This window comes from Acinetobacter radioresistens DSM 6976 = NBRC 102413 = CIP 103788 (assembly GCF_006757745.1).
Classification (GTDB): domain Bacteria; phylum Pseudomonadota; class Gammaproteobacteria; order Pseudomonadales; family Moraxellaceae; genus Acinetobacter; species Acinetobacter radioresistens.
Genome location: NZ_AP019740.1, coordinates 3,000,686 through 3,018,177, shown reverse-complemented (window position 1 = coordinate 3,018,177; position 17,492 = coordinate 3,000,686). Strand labels below are relative to the sequence as shown.

Genomic DNA, 17,492 nt, shown 5'->3' with positions numbered 1-17,492 from the left:
CAGGTGTGTAATTCACACCTGTTTTTAAAATTCAAATATAAAGATCATTTTGAAGCTGCTCGCAATGAGCAGTAACTAGCTCCATGAGAATAGCCTGATTGAAAAATAATAATTCTGAATAGAAAACTGCTTTGATCTAAAGCGCACAATAAAGGATAGAGCAATGACAGAGAATGTCTGGTCAAATGAATACAAACAATGGAATATTGCCCCAACTATTCAACTACCTGCACGACATGTGACTTTACTGGATTTCTGGGAACATAGTTTTCAGAAATTTAGCTCGCGTACTGCATTTATTTTTAAAGATAAAAAATTCTCTTTCGACGAGATTGAGCAATATAGCCGTAAATTTGCCAGCTTTTTACAACATCTTCAACTACCTCAAGGTAGCCGCATAGCAGTGATGATGCCGAATATCATTCAGTATCCGATTGTGTCACTGGCTGTCATCCGGGCCGGTTATATACTGGTCAATATCAATCCACTTTATACCGCACGTGAATTACAGCATCAGCTTCATGACGCAGGTGCCTCTGTACTGGTACTGCTCGACCAGTTTATGCCTGTCTACCAGCAGGTCAAAGATCAGCTTGCTATACAGTATGTGGTGATTACAGCTGCGCCAGATTTGCTGGTTGATCCTGCTGAAAAACCTGAAAGCCAGCAGGAAGCACAAATATTCAGTTTAAAAGATATTCTCTCTGAAACTTTACCGGAGACCTATCTTCGTCCCAAGCTTGATCAAGAGGATACTGTAGTACTGCAATATACAGGTGGAACGACTGGAGTTTCTAAAGGTGCAGAGCTGACACATCGTAATATTATTGCCAATCTGCTGCAAAATAATGCAGTATTTTGCAGTTATTTCGGTGACCGGGATGCCTATGCAGATGAAGTCACGATCTGTGCCCTTCCGCTGTATCATATTTTTGCCTTTACCGTGTGTTTATTGCACAGTACATTAAATAAAGGCTATGCCACGGTGCTGGTAGCCAATCCGCGCGATCTGTCTGATCTGGTGCATTGTTTTAAAACATATCAGCCTGCAGTTTTTCCAGCAGTAAATACCCTGTTCAATGCGCTTATTAATCATCAGGAGTTTAAAACACTCGACCATAGCCAGCTGCGCATCACTACAGGCGGCGGCATGACTGTACTCAAATCTACTGCGGATGCCTGGCAGAGAATTACCGGCTGCATGATCCGTGAAGGCTATGGTCTGTCTGAAACATCACCAGTGGCTACATTTAACCCTCCAGCATCCACTACATTCAGTGGTTCAATTGGCATTCCACTCCCGGCAACAGAAATCAAAATTCTGGATGATAGAGGCCAAGAAGTGGTACAAGGTGAAAAAGGCGAGATCGCTATACGGGGACCGCAAGTAATGAAAGGTTACTGGAATCTACCTGAAGAAACAGCAAAAGTTATGACAGTAGACGGGTTTTTCCGCAGTGGCGATATTGGCGTCATGGATGCAAAAGGCTATGTACGAATTATTGACCGTAAAAAAGATATGATTCTGGTTTCAGGTTTTAATGTCTTTCCCAATGAAATCGAGGCTGTATTATCACAGCATCCCAAAGTGCTGGAAGTTGCAGTGATTGGGGTAGCAGATGAAAAATCTGGGGAAGTACCAAAAGCTTTTATTGTCAAAAAAGAACAGTCTTTAACAGCAGAGGAAATCCAGTCTTATGCCCGAGAAAATTTAACCGGCTACAAACAGCCACGCTATATCGAATTTCTGCATGAACTGCCTAAATCAACGGTGGGCAAAATTCTGCGTAAGGCACTCAGGCAGGATGCATCACTACAGTAGAGAGTCATAAAAAAGCGGGTGTTAACCCGCTCTTTCAGTTTAGCTTTGTAATGCTGCCAACAGTTTCTGATGCAGTCCGCCAAACCCGCCATTCGACATAATCACCACAGCATCACCCTCACCTGCTTCCTGAACTATACGCTGGATAATTTCATCCAGAGAACGGCTCACCTGTGACTTATTTGGAGCAGCCTCGACTACAGGTTGCAGATCCCAGTCCAGGCCTTCTGGCTGATACCAGATTACCTCATCTGCCAGGCGGGCCGAGTGGGCCAGTCCGTCTTTATGGCTACCCATACGCATAGTATTTGAACGCGGTTCAATAACCGCCCAAAGGCGCCGTTCACCCAGACGTTTACGAGCACCATCCAGTGTCGTTTCAATTGCAGTGGGATGATGTGCAAAGTCATCATAAACTTCGATACCCCTGAGCGTACCCAGCAGCTCCATACGGCGTTTGACACCCCCAAAACTGGACAGTGCTTCACACGCCTGAACAATACTGACACCCACATGCTGTGCAGCAGCAATGGTAGCCAAAGCATTGGCAACACTATGCTGGCCTGTCATGGACCATTGAACTTCAGCAATAACCTTACCCTGCTCCAGCACCTTAAAATGGCTGCCATCTGCTTGAATTAGTTCTGCATAGAGTTCGGCTTGGGTATCGGTATCCAAACCGGTACGTATAACAGGTGTCCAGCAGCCCATTTTCAGTACTTCATCAATATGGGTTTCAGTAATAGGCGCAATAATCCGGCCAGTGCTTGGAATGGTGCGCACCAGATGATGAAACTGTTTTTGAATGGCAGCCAGATCATCAAAAATATCGGCATGGTCAAATTCGAGGTTATTCAGGATTGCTGTTTTAGGATGATAATGAACGAACTTGGAGCGTTTATCGAAGAAAGCCGAATCATATTCATCTGCCTCGACTACAAAGTACTTGCCCCCGCCCAGCCGTGCGCTCTGGCTAAATCCAAGGGGCACACCGCCAATTAGAAAACCGGGATTTAAACCGGCCTGATCCAGTACCCAAGCCAGCATGGTGGTGGTGGTGGTTTTACCATGAGTACCCGCGACACCGAGTACATGTTTACCCTGCAATACATGATCAGCCAGAAACTGTGGTCCCGAAATATAAGGCAGACCGGCATCTAGCATATATTCAACAGCATCAATTCCACGCTTCATGGCGTTGCCCACAATGACCAGATCGGGATGTGGCTGTAAATGGCTGCGATTATAGCCCTGCATTAAGGTAATGCCCGCATTCTCAAGCTGGGTAGACATTGGCGGGTAGACACTCTGGTCTGAACCGGTCACAGTATGCCCAAGATCACGTGCCAGAAGTGCCAGTGATCCCATAAATGTGCCGCAAATACCTAAAATATGCAGATGCATAACTCACCCTCTCTACTACTTTTGACACATCACTTGATCTTATCGTGTTGTTGTCGTGATCGATTAAAATTGTCAGCAACGATAGCAAGGCTATTCATGAAAAGATAGTTGTTCTTATAGTCGTTATAAGGCTTTCAGGGATTTTTTATCAGATCTGATTACTGTTGCCCCGCTATTAAATTATTACGATAAAAAATCTGGTTAAAATATTTGTCGAATTTTTCAAATAGATTAAAGTCTTTACTCTCCTGTACCGTCTTGTATAAATACCCATGAATCCAAACCTGTACCTGCCCCTGCTGTTATTGATTATTTCGAACTGCTTTATGACTCTGGCCTGGTATGGGCATTTAAAATTTTTACATGGTGTACCGTTATGGCAGGCTATTTTATTTGGCTGGCTGATTGCACTGCTTGAATACAGTTTTATGATTCCGGCAACACGTCTTTTATCCCAGTATGGATGGAGCTTGGGCCAAATGAAGATTACCCAAGAAGTAGTCACCTTACTGGTATTTGTTCCTTTCATGATTTTTCTGTTTAAGCAGCCGTTTAAGTTGGACTATTTATGGGCAGGTTTATGTCTGTTAGGCTGTGTTTATTTTATCTTTCGCAGCCAGTAAGAATTTTTTAACTATTTTAATAAAGTTTCTCGGCTGCTTCCTGAAAAATCATAAAAAACAGCCAGCAGCTATAAGGTTAAATGGTCGTGAGCGCAAAAATCAGTCTATAATAGAGGGCTACTTATTCATTTAAAGCTTGGCTCTGGTCGAGATCTCTTTTTACCTAGTCTCTGGAACATTAGCAATGAATGCGGTCGCAACTGACGCTCAACCCCTAGTCGGAATTATCATGGGCTCCCAATCGGATTGGGCTACCCTCGAACATACTGCCAATATGCTCAAGCAGCTTGGTGTCCCTTTTGAAGCTGAAGTCGTCTCTGCACACCGTACTCCAGACCGTCTGTTTGAATACGCTGAAACAGCTCGCGATCGTGGGATTCAGGTCATTATTGCAGGAGCTGGTGGAGCTGCACATTTACCTGGAATGTGTGCAGCCAAAACCGATCTACCTGTACTGGGTGTTCCGGTTAAGTCCTCAATTCTAAATGGTGTAGATTCCCTGTTGTCTATTGTACAAATGCCGGCAGGTATTGCAGTCGGTACCTTGGCCATTGGCCCTGCAGGTGCTGCCAATGCCGCTATTATGGCCGCCCAGATTCTGGGTTTGACCCGTCCCGAAATTGCAAAAAATGTAGCAGGCTTCCGTGAAGCGCAAACTGCAAAAGTTGCGGGTAATAATATTCCAGGTCAGGGTTAAGACAGGATCGATATCATGAATAAGACTATCGGTATTTTTGGTGGCGGCCAGCTCGGCCGCATGATGGCCCAAGCTGCCTTACCACTCAACATTCAATGTACGTTTTTTGAAGCCAACCATAACTGCCCTTCAGCAATATTGGGTCAGGTCTTTTCTGAGCATGACGTGCAGGGTCTGGAAAAATTTATTGAAAGTGCAGATGTATTTTCCCTCGAATTTGAAAATACGCCTCTCGCGGATGTTGATACTCTCTTGCAGAGCAAACAGCTTTATCCACCACGTCAAGCATTGGCTACTGCTCAGAACCGTCTGCTAGAGAAGGCACTGTTTGACCAGCTGGATATACCAGTAGCGCCGTATCGTGCAGTAGATTCTTTGTCGAGCCTACAGCAGGCTGTAACCGAGTTGGGTCTACCGATTGTACTGAAAACGGCAACTGGAGGTTATGATGGTAAAGGGCAATTTGTACTGCGCGAGCAAGAGCAGATTGAACAGGCTTGGGCTGAACTGGGTCCGGCCAAATCTTTAATTGCAGAAAGCTTTGTAAAATTTTCCCGTGAAGTTTCAATTATTGCGGTACGTGGACAGAATGGTGAAGTTAAGAGCTGGCCATTAGCTGAAAATCATCATCATCATGGTATTTTGTCACATTCGATTATACCTGCACCGAATAGTGAGCAGTTACAGCCGGTTGCTCAGGATTATATTACCCGGCTGCTGAATCATCTGAACTATGTAGGTGTACTGACACTTGAGTTATTTGTGACAGAAGCCGGTCTGTATGCCAATGAAATGGCGCCAAGGGTACATAACTCGGGGCATTGGTCAATTGAAGGTGCAGTCTGTTCACAGTTTGAAAACCATATACGTGCTGTTGCAGGCCTACCGCTCGGTTCTACAGAAGTGCTTCGCCCTACGGTGATGGTCAATATTATTGGGCGATATCCTGATGCCGCACAGGTACTGGCTTTAAATGGTGCGCATCTGCATATGTATAACAAGGAAGAACGGCCGGGGCGTAAACTCGGTCATATTACCTTAATGCCAGTTAATCATGCAGAGCTGACAGAGCTATGCCGTCAGCTGGCGAAAATATTGCCAGAGCCATTAGCCTTGACTCAAGATATGAACATTTAAACCTTAAACTGTTGCTAAAAAAAGCGGTCATTTTAGTGACCGCTTTTTTTATAGCTGTCATTACGGCATGATTGCGCCTCTTTTTTATTAGCTATGAATATCTTTAATTTTTTAAGTTTTATTTAATATCTGAATCGCGTCAGATTCTTCAATAGTTACTGAATTTATCAACTCAATATTCAACTGAAAAAAGTAGCTTCACATATAGAGTTTATGAAATTGGGAAATAATATTTAAATTTAGATTTATGAATTCATTTTATTGAATTTAAATTTTCTATTTTAAGTTTGAATTCAAAGTTTCATGCCGGTTGGCTTGTGGACAAACTTTAAATTTAAAATTAGAAAATAAATTTTGAATTTAAAACTAAAAAAATAAATTCAAAATTCATCTTGTTGAGCGTAACCATTCTTTAGCCAGTGCATTCGTATTGATAATTATCTATAAATTTAAAAGAGATTATTTGAATTCAAATTAATTTAAGATGGATTTTTAATTTGAATTTAAAACTATCTTTATAAATTTAAATGCTGAAGGGTTGTGGATAAAATTTTTAAATTTAAAATGAATTTAAAACAGGAAATTTTGACTTTAAATTTACGTTTCAAAACTTCCATTTTGACTTCAGAATGCTATGGTAAAAACAATAATTTAAATTCAAAGTGATAAGGATCTTATGCGCCACTTTGCTCTAATTTTTTCTACCGCTTTTTTGAGCGTGTCTCAGGTTAATGCTGAATTAATTATTAATGGTCAATCGAGTTCTACTTCGGTAACAGCAACATCTGCTATTTCAAATGCCTATAGTCCACAAAATAATTTTCAGGCATGTCTGGGCAACTTGCGTTCACAGGCTATATCTGCTGGAGTAAACGGAAGTACTTATGACCGTTATACCCAATCTTTAACACCTGATTATTCAGTAATCGACAAGCTAAATTATCAGCCAGAGTTTTCTACACCAATCTGGGATTATCTGTCGGGTCTGGTGGATGAAGAGCGAGTACAGGCAGGCCGAACAAAACTGGCACAGCATGCAGAGGTACTCAAGCGTGTTGAGGCAGCTTATGGTGTACCAGCCGAAACAGTAGTGGCAGTATGGGGGGTAGAGAGCAACTTCGGTGATATTTCAGGAAGTTATCCCTTGTTACAAGCGCTTGGAACATTAAGCTGTGAAGGCCGGCGCCAAAGTTATTTTCGTGGCGAGTTTTTTGCAGCCATGCGAATTTTACAACGTGGAGATTTACGTGAAGAGCAATTAAAAGGTTCATGGGCAGGCGCTTTTGGCCATACCCAATTTATGCCTTCGACCTATGAGGAACTGGCGGTCGATTTCGATGGAGATGGCCGGCGTGATTTAGTCTCAAGTACTATAGATGCCTTGGCTTCTACAGCAAACTTTCTAAAAAAACGCGGCTGGCAAACCGGTATGCCTTGGGGATTTGAAGTCAAACTTCCTTCAGGTTTTTCTGCACAGGGAGAAGGGCGGCGTAATAAAAAAGCTTTAAACAGCTGGGTAAATCGCGGATTAACTCGTACTGATGGTACTGCACTGGTTCAGGGAAACCTTTCAGGTTCTACACCAGCAGGTTTGATGATGCCGGCAGGTGAAAATGGACCGGCTTTTCTAGTATTTAAAAATTTTGATGCAATTTATAGTTATAACGCGGCAGAAAGTTATGGGTTGGCGATTGCCCATTTGTCTGACCGTTTACAAGGACAGGGACCTTTTTTGACGGCTTGGCCAACCGATGATGCCGGAACATCACGTGCGGAGCGGCGTGAAATTCAACAGTTTTTATTAAGAAAGGGTTATGACATCGGGGCAGTAGATGGACTGATCGGTGATAAAACCCGGCAGGCCATTCGTCAGGAACAGCAACGTTTAGGATTAAATCCAACCGGACGGGCGGGGCAGCAAATTCTGCGTGCTCTGCGTGCTGAATATATTATGCAGTAAAATCTAAAATTAAAGCAGCGAAATATTTCGCTGCTTTTCATGAATATAAAAGTCGGAAAATAATTTAAATTATTTCATCATCTTCGTCTGGTGTAATCATCGCCTCTAGCAAGTCCATAATAACGGCGGTAACATCTTGGCAAACTTCATGGTCATTTAAAATTTCAGATGCAGTGATGGTAATTTCAGTATCACTTGGCAAAAGTTTTTGTTCTTCTTCAATGAGCTGTTCAATAGGTAACAAGGTCTGCTTGATAGAGAAATGTAAAATATCATTAAATTCAATATTTTCATCTTCAAGTTCAATCGCACAATCATTTAAGTAGGGGAGCAGTACTGAATAAAGATAGGGCTTTAAGTCTGTAATATTAAATAACTCAATATCACGCGATTGCTCAATAGTGCTGATATGATCATTTGCTTCAATCAGAATATGATAGTAACTCACCTGAATATCCATCTTTGTTCCCCTCTAGCTGTCTTAACCATATCATGAAAATGATCTGTAACTAGACAGGGTAATATCCATACATAATATTGCAAGGCTTTTTACCGGAAAACCCTAAAACTATAAACAAGAAAAAACCGCGCCTGAGCGCGGTTTTTTTGAAAGTTAAAGTGAAAAATTATTTTTTATCATCTTTAACTTCAGTAAATTCAGCATCAACGACACCGTCATCAGCTTTTTGTTGCTGACCAGCATCACCACCCTGGAAAGCATTCGGATCAAAGCCTTGCGCACCACCCTGAGCACCTTGAGCGGCTTCATAAGCACGCTGGGTGATTGGCATAATGATGTTTTGTAATGCTTCAGTTTTTGCCTTAATAGCGTCAACATCATTTTCTTTAGTTGCAGCTTCAAGTTCAGAAACTGCTGTTTCAACGGCAGTTTTCTCATCAGCAGTTACTTGCTCGCCCAGATCTTTTACTGCTTTTTGTGCAGAAGAGATCAGTGCATCCGCTTCATTACGTGCTTTCGCCAGTTCTTCAAACTTGCGATCTTCTTCCGCATTCGCTTCCGCATCTTTAATCATTGCTTCAATTTCAGCATCAGACAAACCTGAGTTTGCTTTAATCTGGATCGATTGCTCTTTACCAGTACTCTTGTCTTTTGCAGAAACTTTCAGGATACCGTCAGCGTTAATGTCAAATGACACTTCAATTTGCGGTACGCCACGTGGAGCAGGTGGGATATCGCCTAACTGGAAGTTACCCAACAATTTATTTTGTTGAGCCATTTTTCGTTCACCTTGGTAAACCGAAATATCTACTGCAGGCTGGTTATCTGCCGCTGTAGAGAACACTTGTGATTTCTTCGCAGGAATCGTCGTGTTTTTCTCGATAATTGGAGTCAACACGCCGCCCATAGTTTCAATACCCAGTGTTAACGGGGTTACATCTAACAATAGTACGTCGTTCTTGTCACCAGACAATACAGCACCTTGAATCGCAGCACCAATTGCAACTGCTTCATCCGGGTTTACGTCTTTACGTGGCTCTTTACCAAAGAATTCTTGTACTTTTTGTTGTACAAGCGGCATACGAGATTGACCACCAACCAAAATGACGTCAGAGATGTCAGAAGTTGAAAGCCCAGCATCTTTAAGCGCAATACGGCAAGGCTCAATGGTACGCGCCACTAAATCAGCAACCAAACCTTCAAGTTTCGCACGTGTTACATTGATCACTAAGTGTTTAGGACCAGTTGCATCAGCGGTGATATATGGAAGATTGATTTCAGTTGCATTTGATGAAGAAAGCTCGATTTTTGCTTTTTCAGCAGCTTCTTTCAAACGTTGTAACGCAAGTGGATCATTTTTCAAGTTCACACTTTGTTCTTTCTTGAATTCTTCAACCAGAAATTCAATTAACGCGTTATCAAAGTCTTCACCACCAAGGAAAGTATCACCATTGGTTGATAACACTTCGATTTGCTGGTCGCCATCAAGGTCTGCGATTTCAATGATTGATACGTCAAAAGTACCACCACCTAAGTCATAAACTGCAACTTTACGGTCGCCTTCTTTTTTATCCATACCGAACGCAAGTGCAGCAGCAGTAGGTTCGTTAATGATACGTTTAACGTCTAGACCAGCGATTTTACCCGCATCTTTAGTTGCCTGACGCTGTGCATCGTTAAAATAAGCAGGCACAGTAATAACCGCTTCAGTTACGGTTTCACCTAAATAGTCTTCTGCAGTTTTCTTCATCTTTTTCAAGATTTCAGCAGAGATCTGTTGAGGTGCCAATTTTTTATCGTTAACTTCAACCCAAGCATCACCATTGTCTGCTTTGATGATTTTATAAGGTACAAGACCGATGTCTTTCTGTACCGCTTGATCTTCATAACGACGACCGATCAAACGCTTGATTGCGAATAATGTATTTTTCGGGTTGGTTACTGCTTGGCGTTTCGCGCTTTGACCAACCAGAATTTCGCCATCTTTATAGGCAATAATGGATGGGGTAGTGCGTGCGCCTTCCGCATTTTCGATTACTTTAACTTTATCGCCTTCAAGTACAGCAACACATGAGTTGGTTGTACCCAAGTCAATACCAATAATTTTAGCCATCTGACATATTCCTCAGTAATTTTTACAATCTTATGTTTGTTATCCGATATGAGAGTCTTTCAAAAATTTTCAAGTAAATTAGCTAAAAATTTTTAAAAACTCCCGCATTTAGAAGGCTTATTGCCCTACCATGACCATTGCAGGCCGTAACAGACGACCGGATAGGGTATAGCCTTTTTGCAAAACTGTACCTATTTCACCAGACTTGGCATTTGGATCAATACCCACCGCCTGATGCAGATCGGCATTAAAACCATTTGCCGTGTCTACAACTACCACGCCCGCTTTTTCAAGCGTAGTCAGTAACCCTTTTAATGTGAGTTCTACACCTTCCGATAAAGGAGTTTGTTCTTCACCAGTGGCTTGCAGCGCACGTTCAAGGTTATCTACTGTCTCAAGCAGGTTTTTCGCAAATTTCTCTAGAGCAAATTTTTTCGCAGTCTCAGCTTCACGCTCAAGACGCTCTTTTACTTTTTCACTCTCATAAATCGCATTCGCCGTACGAGCTTTTTCAAGTTTCAGGCTTTCTTCAAGCTTGATAATTTGTGCTTTTAAATCTTCAGCATCTGTTTCTAAATGCCCTGAACCGCTTTCAGCCTGAGTCTGTTGGTCATGTGCTTCTAATTGCTCTTCTTGAGGGTTTTGAGCCTGCTCATTTTGCTCATTCGCCATTGCTGATCTCCGTTTAAATGGGTTTTTAAACATGTACAGTCCTTATTTGGCCTCAGTACTAACTGCGTTACTTCTGAACTGCCATGATTGCTCATTCATTAATACTGTTGAAGTCGGGGCTAGATGAAAAAAATCAAGCAGAAACCCATATAAATATAAGGTTTTTTATTTCTTCTATATATAAAAGGTCATTTTTCTAAAAATTATCAGAAAATAAAATCGCTAAACCCCCTATAACAGGACGCTATAGAGGTATTTTTTCTTAAAATGGGTATAATTTTTAAATCATCTTCTTAAATTACAATGTAAAGCTTTTATAACGGTGTATAAGAGTTGTATAGCTGAATTATTATTAAAAATGAAAATTCCATCCTTTATGTAAATTAAAATCTTTATAAACTGAATAATTTAAATAATTCTCATTTGCTAATCCTAAAGATGTGCTTATTCATTTTACTCTGTAACAGTTTAATAAAAGATTTCAGAAGCTGTACCTGTCTTATTCAAAACACCAACCAATTGTATGCAGGACAATGAAAAGCTTTTGTTCATTATGATTTTCGCAAAGCAGTGTCTAGGCTTTGTGTATTTGATGTTTTTTTAAGGAAGGAAATGATGAAAAAATTAGGTTTAATTTCACTGGTGCTGGCAGGTGTTTCTTTTGCAGCTGTAGGCTGTGCGACCAATGATGGTATGACTCATCCTGAAACTGCACAAAGCCAGTCTGCTGTACAGTCTGAGACTGACACTTCATTAGTAAGTGCTCAAGCGTCTACAGATATTAGCGCACAAGGTGAAGTTGCGGCTCAAGCTGATCCTGCAGCTCAACAAATCGAAGCAGCACAGGCAGCTCCTGCTGAGCAGCCAGCAGCTATGACTGATGCTACAGCACAGTAAGAACTAATCCTCCAGGAAAGGATACAATGAAGAGAAGCCATCTCTTGATTGTTTAATTGTTGAGGAAACAATTGGAAATAGATAATAGACCTGAGATCTGTTATCTATTTTTGTCTAAACAGTCGTTATTAATAAAAATATAAAAACTCAATAAGAAAGATGAACTGTTGATTTAGAATTATAGATAAGAAAGTAATCCAGGTGTTTAGCTTAATATTTTAAGTTAACCATAGAGATATTGTTGTTAAGCTGACGGCTGACTTGTTTGGTAGAAATATCTGGCATGATATAAATAGAAAAGACAGTTAAAGTTTTAGTCTGCTCTATAATTTTGAGTTTATTTTAAAGAATAACTGCTATGTCAAACTATGCATAGGTTATAGCTAGAGTAAAAGATAAAAGAAAGCCCGGTTAAAACCAGGCTTAGTCTAGAGGAGGTAAGAAAAAGAGATTTAGTCTCTATCCCATTTCCGATATTCACGCTCGCGTTCACGCTGACGCTTTTCCCATTCCTTGTGATCTTTCTTCCATTCTTTACTATTTTCTCTACGCTGTTCATACAGCTTTTTACGCTGCTCCATACGCTTACGTTCCCATTCACGCTGATCATAACGCTGCTGGTCATAGCGTTGATCTCGGTCATACCGATGATCACGATCATAACGCCGGTCCTGATCATAACGGCCATCATATTGATAGTCATCCGGATAAACCGCACAACCACTTGCTAATACTGCTGTTGCAAGCGAAAGTCCTAATAATTTATTTAACATGCTGCTGTTCCTTTCTACTCTTGCCGTCCAGTGGCAAAAAACATCCTGAAAACCATTGCTTAATGTCAATGACAGTTTATAGAAATAAGAATAGCGTATTCAGCTTGTTGGATTTGTATACACACTAGTTGTTTTATATACCAGTATAGTCAAATGACAGTTAATCATGTAGAAAGTATGAAGAAATAAATAAGGAGAAAATGGCATGGCAGTTTCTAACTTGGCAATACAACAATTATTAAAAAAAACTCAAGGTCCCGCAGCACGTGCACTCGATAAATTGCCTGATCTTGCCAAAGAATCAATTGCCAAGGCATTGGGCTATAGCTATATCTATCCGCAGCTCGACCCTCTGGTCAAATGTTTAATGGCCATACAGCATAAGCAGGGTAAGTTTGGTTTAATTACAGATCAGCCCTTAAAAGATCGAGAAGGCTTTGAAAAACAGATTGCAGAGCTAACCGCAAAGAAAACTCCTATCAAACATGTAGAGGACATCCGGCTACCTTTACAAAGTGGCACGATTACAGCCCGGCATTATCATCCTGATCCACAGAAAAAATTACCTTTAATCATGTTTTATCATGGAGGAGGGTTTGTGATTGGTAGCTTGAATACACATGATGAAGTTTGTCGTCTGATTGCCAAATATGCCAATACTCAGGTGATCAGTATAGATTATCCACTTGCACCTGAGGTTGGTCCAAAACAGATAATTCAGTGCTGTGAGGATGCGCTCGCATGGGCCTATCAGAACCGTAAGCAGCTTAAGATTTATAAAAACCGTATTGCAGTCGCAGGGGACAGTGCCGGTGCCAATATCAGTGCAGTAGTTGCACAGCGTACAGTGAATAAGGCTTATAAACCTTCTGCGCAGTTATTAATTTACCCGGTAGTAGACTTCAAGAGCCGTCACCCTTCTTTTTATAACTATAATGAAGGATTAGTACTGACCAAAGATGACGTGGACCGCGTTACAGAGTTTTATGCTATTCGTCATCATATCGAATTGGATGACCCGATGATTTCGCCTACTTATGGTGAGTTAAAACATCTGCCGCCAACTTTTATTTTAACTGCCGGGCATGATGTTCTACACGATGAAGGAAAGATTTATAGCCATAAGCTGCGTCAGCAGGGCGTAAAGGTCCGCTATCAGGAATTTGAAGACCAGGCTCATGGTTTTGTTAATCTGACTTTGGTATCTGGAAAAGCCAAAAAATATACAATTCAAATTGCCAAGGATTTCCGTAAATTCTGGAATAAAGCAGCATAACTGCTATCAAGGTTTCTTATATTTCTAAAGCTCATTTAGATGAAGTATTTTAGGTTCCACGTGAAACAAAAAATATCAAGTGATCTGAGCTTTAGGAAATATTAAGTCAAACGCAGGTACGTATAGACCTTTTAGAAAAATTGCCTGGGAAAAGTCCGGAAACAGGCAGCCAGTATTTTTCCAGTGTGCCTGATATATTACATTTAAGGAACCTTTAAATTCAGGACGGAAACGGTAATGCCGTTGTCCATCAAACTGATCAATCTGCATCAACTGTTTAGGTAGATATTTAGAGTTGACTGGTACACTTTTAAAGTAAGGTGAAAAACCAATATGCAGAGACATTTCATGTTCAGAAGATGCAATATGGCAAAAGAGTTGATTCTGCTGTCGTCGCCATTCAAAACGTGCCAGTTCTTTAGGAATGCCCCATAACTTACGGCCGTGTATTACAGACTCTGTAGTTGAGACATAAATTTTTGGAATAGTAGAAAGTATACGTTGTGTCATTAAAGGATGATCAAGAATCAATAATTCATCATAAGGTTGTATAGGAGTATCCTGATAGCGTACCAATATGACTTGGACGAAGCGCCCTGTAGAAGAGTAGGACAAACCAAAATGGCGAAATTTTTTCAGAAACTGCGGAGTAAGCCAGTAATTTAAAATAAAGCCTTCTCCTTGCAAGTTCCAAGGCGGTAACTGTAAGTTATGCGGATCAGTATGATTTATTCTTGTCATAACACATACTCAAAATAATTACTTTTCTGCTGATTAATAAATTATGAAAGCTTAATATAGCTAAATCTAAAAGCTCTAGAAAATAGTGTGGGTAAATAAATGTTAAAACAGATAATCGTGGGTATGAGCGCAGGTTTTTTGAGTATCTCGGTATGGGCTGCCAACAGTGCCATGCAAATAAAAACATCTTTGGGTAATATCGAAATAGAATTATTTAACGATAAAGCGCCTGTGTCAGTTAAAAATTTTGAAAGCTATGTAAAGAGTAATTTCTACAATGGTACCATTTTCCATCGGGTCATTCCTGGCTTCATGATTCAGGGTGGAGGGTTTGATGCACATATGAAACAGAAACCTACAAATGCCCCTATACGTAATGAAGCAGGTAATGGTTTAAAAAATACCCGGGGTACTTTAGCAATGGCACGTACCAATGATCCAAACTCAGCTACCAGTCAATTTTTTATAAATATTGCTAATAATGACTTTTTAAATAGAAATATAATGAATGACGGATACGCAGTATTTGGCCGGGTTACTCAAGGAATGGAAATAGTCGATAAAATCGGTGCTGTACCGACAGGTAACAATGGCCCATACCAAAATGTTCCAGTTCAACCAGTTAAAATTTTAGAGATAAAAACAAAAGTAAACAAAACTGATAAATAAATACTCATTTAAGTGGGAATATTTAACTTATATTTCTATTTTAAAATTAATAAGTTATAGGGTAGCTATACTAATAAAAAGTTAAATAAAATGTATATTTTTAGAACACTTGTAAAAACAGCAGCTTAAAAGTGCTTGCCATAGCTCATTTTTGCCCTATAATGAGCTCATCCCGACGCGATTAAGACAAAGATCTTCACTAAAGGGTGAAGGTAGTGGTTCTTATTTGCGTTAATTCTGTCTCTGACGAAGAGCAGAAAGATCATTAAGAGAGTATGAAGAACAACTTGTGTGGATTTTTACTGGTTGATCGATCGAAATAATTTTCATTGATTGAATGGTAGAAATTTCTCGAAGTTTATTTGAGTAAATTTTTAGTCAGAAGATTAATGAGCCAGAATTGGTACCTTGTCTATAAATAAGGTACAAATGATTTTAACTGAAGAGTTTGATCATGGCTCAGATTGAACGCTGGCGGCAGGCTTAACACATGCAAGTCGAGCGGATGAAGGTAGCTTGCTACTGGATTCAGCGGCGGACGGGTGAGTAATGCTTAGGAATCTGCCTATTAGTGGGGGACAACGTTCCGAAAGGAGCGCTAATACCGCATACGTCCTACGGGAGAAAGCAGGGGACCTTTGGGCCTTGCGCTAATAGATGAGCCTAAGTCGGATTAGCTAGTTGGTAGGGTAAAGGCCTACCAAGGCGACGATCTGTAGCGGGTCTGAGAGGATGATCCGCCACACTGGGACTGAGACACGGCCCAGACTCCTACGGGAGGCAGCAGTGGGGAATATTGGACAATGGGGGGAACCCTGATCCAGCCATGCCGCGTGTGTGAAGAAGGCCTTTTGGTTGTAAAGCACTTTAAGCGAGGAGGAGGCTACCTAGATTAATACTTTAGGATAGTGGACGTTACTCGCAGAATAAGCACCGGCTAACTCTGTGCCAGCAGCCGCGGTAATACAGAGGGTGCGAGCGTTAATCGGATTTACTGGGCGTAAAGCGTGCGTAGGCGGCCAATTAAGTCAAATGTGAAATCCCCGAGCTTAACTTGGGAATTGCATTCGATACTGGTTGGCTAGAGTATGGGAGAGGATGGTAGAATTCCAGGTGTAGCGGTGAAATGCGTAGAGATCTGGAGGAATACCGATGGCGAAGGCAGCCATCTGGCCTAATACTGACGCTGAGGTACGAAAGCATGGGGAGCAAACAGGATTAGATACCCTGGTAGTCCATGCCGTAAACGATGTCTACTAGCCGTTGGGGCCCTTGAGGCTTTAGTGGCGCAGCTAACGCGATAAGTAGACCGCCTGGGGAGTACGGTCGCAAGACTAAAACTCAAATGAATTGACGGGGGCCCGCACAAGCGGTGGAGCATGTGGTTTAATTCGATGCAACGCGAAGAACCTTACCTGGCCTTGACATACAGAGAACTTTCCAGAGATGGATTGGTGCCTTCGGGAACTCTGATACAGGTGCTGCATGGCTGTCGTCAGCTCGTGTCGTGAGATGTTGGGTTAAGTCCCGCAACGAGCGCAACCCTTTTCCTTATTTGCCAGCACTTCGGGTGGGAACTTTAAGGATACTGCCAGTGACAAACTGGAGGAAGGCGGGGACGACGTCAAGTCATCATGGCCCTTACGGCCAGGGCTACACACGTGCTACAATGGTCGGTACAAAGGGTTGCTACACAGCGATGTGATGCTAATCTCAAAAAGCCGATCGTAGTCCGGATTGGAGTCTGCAACTCGACTCCATGAAGTCGGAATCGCTAGTAATCGCGGATCAGAATGCCGCGGTGAATACGTTCCCGGGCCTTGTACACACCGCCCGTCACACCATGGGAGTTTGTTGCACCAGAAGTAGGTAGTCTAACCGCAAGGAGGACGCTTACCACGGTGTGGCCGATGACTGGGGTGAAGTCGTAACAAGGTAGCCGTAGGGGAACCTGCGGCTGGATCACCTCCTTAACGAAAGATTGACGATTGGTAAGAATCCACAACAAGTTGTTCTTCATGACGATGTATCTGAGGGTCTGTAGCTCAGTTGGTTAGAGCACACGCTTGATAAGCGTGGGGTCACAAGTTCAAGTCTTGTCAGACCCACCACTACTGACGAAAGCAGTAATGCAGAAAAACAGATATGTTGACTTATTGATAAGCTGGGGACTTAGCTTAGTTGGTAGAGCGCCTGCTTTGCACGCAGGAGGTCAGGAGTTCGACTCTCCTAGTCTCCACCACGAATC

The 17,492-nt window shown here is 41.7% G+C and carries 14 protein-coding genes, 2 tRNA genes and 1 rRNA gene; 11 read left to right on the top strand and 6 right to left on the bottom strand.

Annotation, left to right across the window (positions count from 1 at the left end):
- The first annotated feature begins 163 nt into the window (after positions 1-163).
- Entirely contained in the window at positions 164-1,822 is a 1,659-nt protein-coding gene (locus ACRAD_RS14225; protein ID WP_005023863.1) for an AMP-binding protein, read from the top strand.
- A 39-nt stretch (positions 1,823-1,861) separates the two neighbouring features.
- Here ACRAD_RS14225 and mpl read toward each other — a convergent pair whose 3' ends face one another.
- Positions 1,862-3,226, bottom strand: a complete 1,365-nt coding sequence (mpl, locus tag ACRAD_RS14220) for a UDP-N-acetylmuramate:L-alanyl-gamma-D-glutamyl-meso-diaminopimelate ligase (protein ID WP_005023865.1) — start codon at positions 3,224-3,226, stop codon at positions 1,862-1,864.
- 272 nt (positions 3,227-3,498) lie between these two features.
- Between mpl and ACRAD_RS14215 the strand changes: the two genes are divergently transcribed.
- The 4 genes from ACRAD_RS14215 (at position 3,499) to ACRAD_RS14200 (ending at position 7,643) form a co-directional block, all read left to right on the top strand.
- Entirely contained in the window at positions 3,499-3,849 is a 351-nt protein-coding gene (locus tag ACRAD_RS14215; RefSeq protein WP_016801137.1) for a DMT family protein, read from the top strand.
- A gap of 184 nt (positions 3,850-4,033) precedes the next feature.
- Complete coding sequence (purE, locus tag ACRAD_RS14210; RefSeq protein WP_005017582.1) at positions 4,034-4,546, top strand: 5-(carboxyamino)imidazole ribonucleotide mutase; 513 nt, start codon at positions 4,034-4,036, stop codon at positions 4,544-4,546.
- A gap of 15 nt (positions 4,547-4,561) precedes the next feature.
- The gene (locus tag ACRAD_RS14205) at positions 4,562-5,683 is read left to right on the top strand and encodes a 5-(carboxyamino)imidazole ribonucleotide synthase (RefSeq protein WP_005023868.1); all 1,122 of its coding nucleotides are present in this window, start codon (positions 4,562-4,564) and stop codon (positions 5,681-5,683) included.
- Positions 5,684-6,359: 676 nt separating this feature from the next.
- Positions 6,360-7,643 (top strand): lytic murein transglycosylase, encoded by a 1,284-nt coding sequence (locus tag ACRAD_RS14200; RefSeq protein WP_005023869.1) that lies wholly within the window; start codon positions 6,360-6,362, stop codon positions 7,641-7,643.
- 64 nt (positions 7,644-7,707) lie between these two features.
- On the opposite strand, the gene ACRAD_RS14195 is transcribed toward ACRAD_RS14200, so the two are convergent.
- The 3 genes from ACRAD_RS14195 to grpE all read right to left on the bottom strand — a co-directional run bounded on the left by ACRAD_RS14195 (position 7,708) and on the right by grpE (position 10,888).
- The gene (locus ACRAD_RS14195) at positions 7,708-8,103 is read right to left on the bottom strand and encodes a hypothetical protein (RefSeq protein ID WP_005023870.1); all 396 of its coding nucleotides are present in this window, start codon (positions 8,101-8,103) and stop codon (positions 7,708-7,710) included.
- A gap of 166 nt (positions 8,104-8,269) precedes the next feature.
- A complete protein-coding gene (gene dnaK / locus ACRAD_RS14190; RefSeq protein ID WP_005023873.1) occupies positions 8,270-10,216 on the bottom strand; it encodes a molecular chaperone DnaK in 1,947 nt (648 codons plus the stop codon).
- A 117-nt stretch (positions 10,217-10,333) separates the two neighbouring features.
- Positions 10,334-10,888: a nucleotide exchange factor GrpE gene (gene grpE / locus ACRAD_RS14185; protein ID WP_005023875.1), complete on the bottom strand. Its 555-nt coding sequence runs from the start codon at positions 10,886-10,888 to the stop codon at positions 10,334-10,336.
- A 612-nt stretch (positions 10,889-11,500) separates the two neighbouring features.
- On the opposite strand from grpE, the gene ACRAD_RS14180 reads away from it, so the two are divergent.
- A complete protein-coding gene (locus tag ACRAD_RS14180; protein ID WP_005017595.1) occupies positions 11,501-11,785 on the top strand; it encodes a hypothetical protein in 285 nt (94 codons plus the stop codon).
- A 452-nt stretch (positions 11,786-12,237) separates the two neighbouring features.
- Here the strand turns inward: ACRAD_RS14180 and ACRAD_RS14175 are convergent, their stop codons facing one another.
- Positions 12,238-12,558, bottom strand: coding sequence for a hypothetical protein (locus tag ACRAD_RS14175; protein WP_005017598.1), 321 nt, complete (start codon positions 12,556-12,558; stop codon positions 12,238-12,240).
- A 205-nt stretch (positions 12,559-12,763) separates the two neighbouring features.
- Here ACRAD_RS14175 and ACRAD_RS14170 point away from each other — a divergent pair, with 205 nt between their 5' ends.
- Complete coding sequence (locus ACRAD_RS14170; RefSeq protein ID WP_005017599.1) at positions 12,764-13,834, top strand: alpha/beta hydrolase; 1,071 nt, start codon at positions 12,764-12,766, stop codon at positions 13,832-13,834.
- Between the two features lie 75 nt (positions 13,835-13,909).
- On the opposite strand, the gene ACRAD_RS14165 is transcribed toward ACRAD_RS14170, so the two are convergent.
- A complete protein-coding gene (locus ACRAD_RS14165; RefSeq protein ID WP_005017601.1) occupies positions 13,910-14,575 on the bottom strand; it encodes an acetoacetate decarboxylase family protein in 666 nt (221 codons plus the stop codon).
- A gap of 99 nt (positions 14,576-14,674) precedes the next feature.
- Here ACRAD_RS14165 and ACRAD_RS14160 point away from each other — a divergent pair, with 99 nt between their 5' ends.
- The 4 genes from ACRAD_RS14160 to ACRAD_RS14145 all read left to right on the top strand — a co-directional run bounded on the left by ACRAD_RS14160 (position 14,675) and on the right by ACRAD_RS14145 (position 17,486).
- Positions 14,675-15,244 carry a peptidylprolyl isomerase A gene (locus tag ACRAD_RS14160; protein WP_005023877.1) on the top strand — a complete coding sequence of 190 codons (570 nt, stop codon included), beginning with the start codon at positions 14,675-14,677 and terminating at the stop codon, positions 15,242-15,244.
- 436 nt (positions 15,245-15,680) lie between these two features.
- A 16S ribosomal RNA gene (locus tag ACRAD_RS14155) occupies positions 15,681-17,217 on the top strand.
- A 61-nt stretch (positions 17,218-17,278) separates the two neighbouring features.
- Positions 17,279-17,355: transfer RNA gene (locus tag ACRAD_RS14150), tRNA-Ile, on the top strand.
- Between the two features lie 55 nt (positions 17,356-17,410).
- Positions 17,411-17,486, top strand: a tRNA-Ala gene (locus ACRAD_RS14145).
- Positions 17,487-17,492 lie beyond the last annotated feature (6 nt).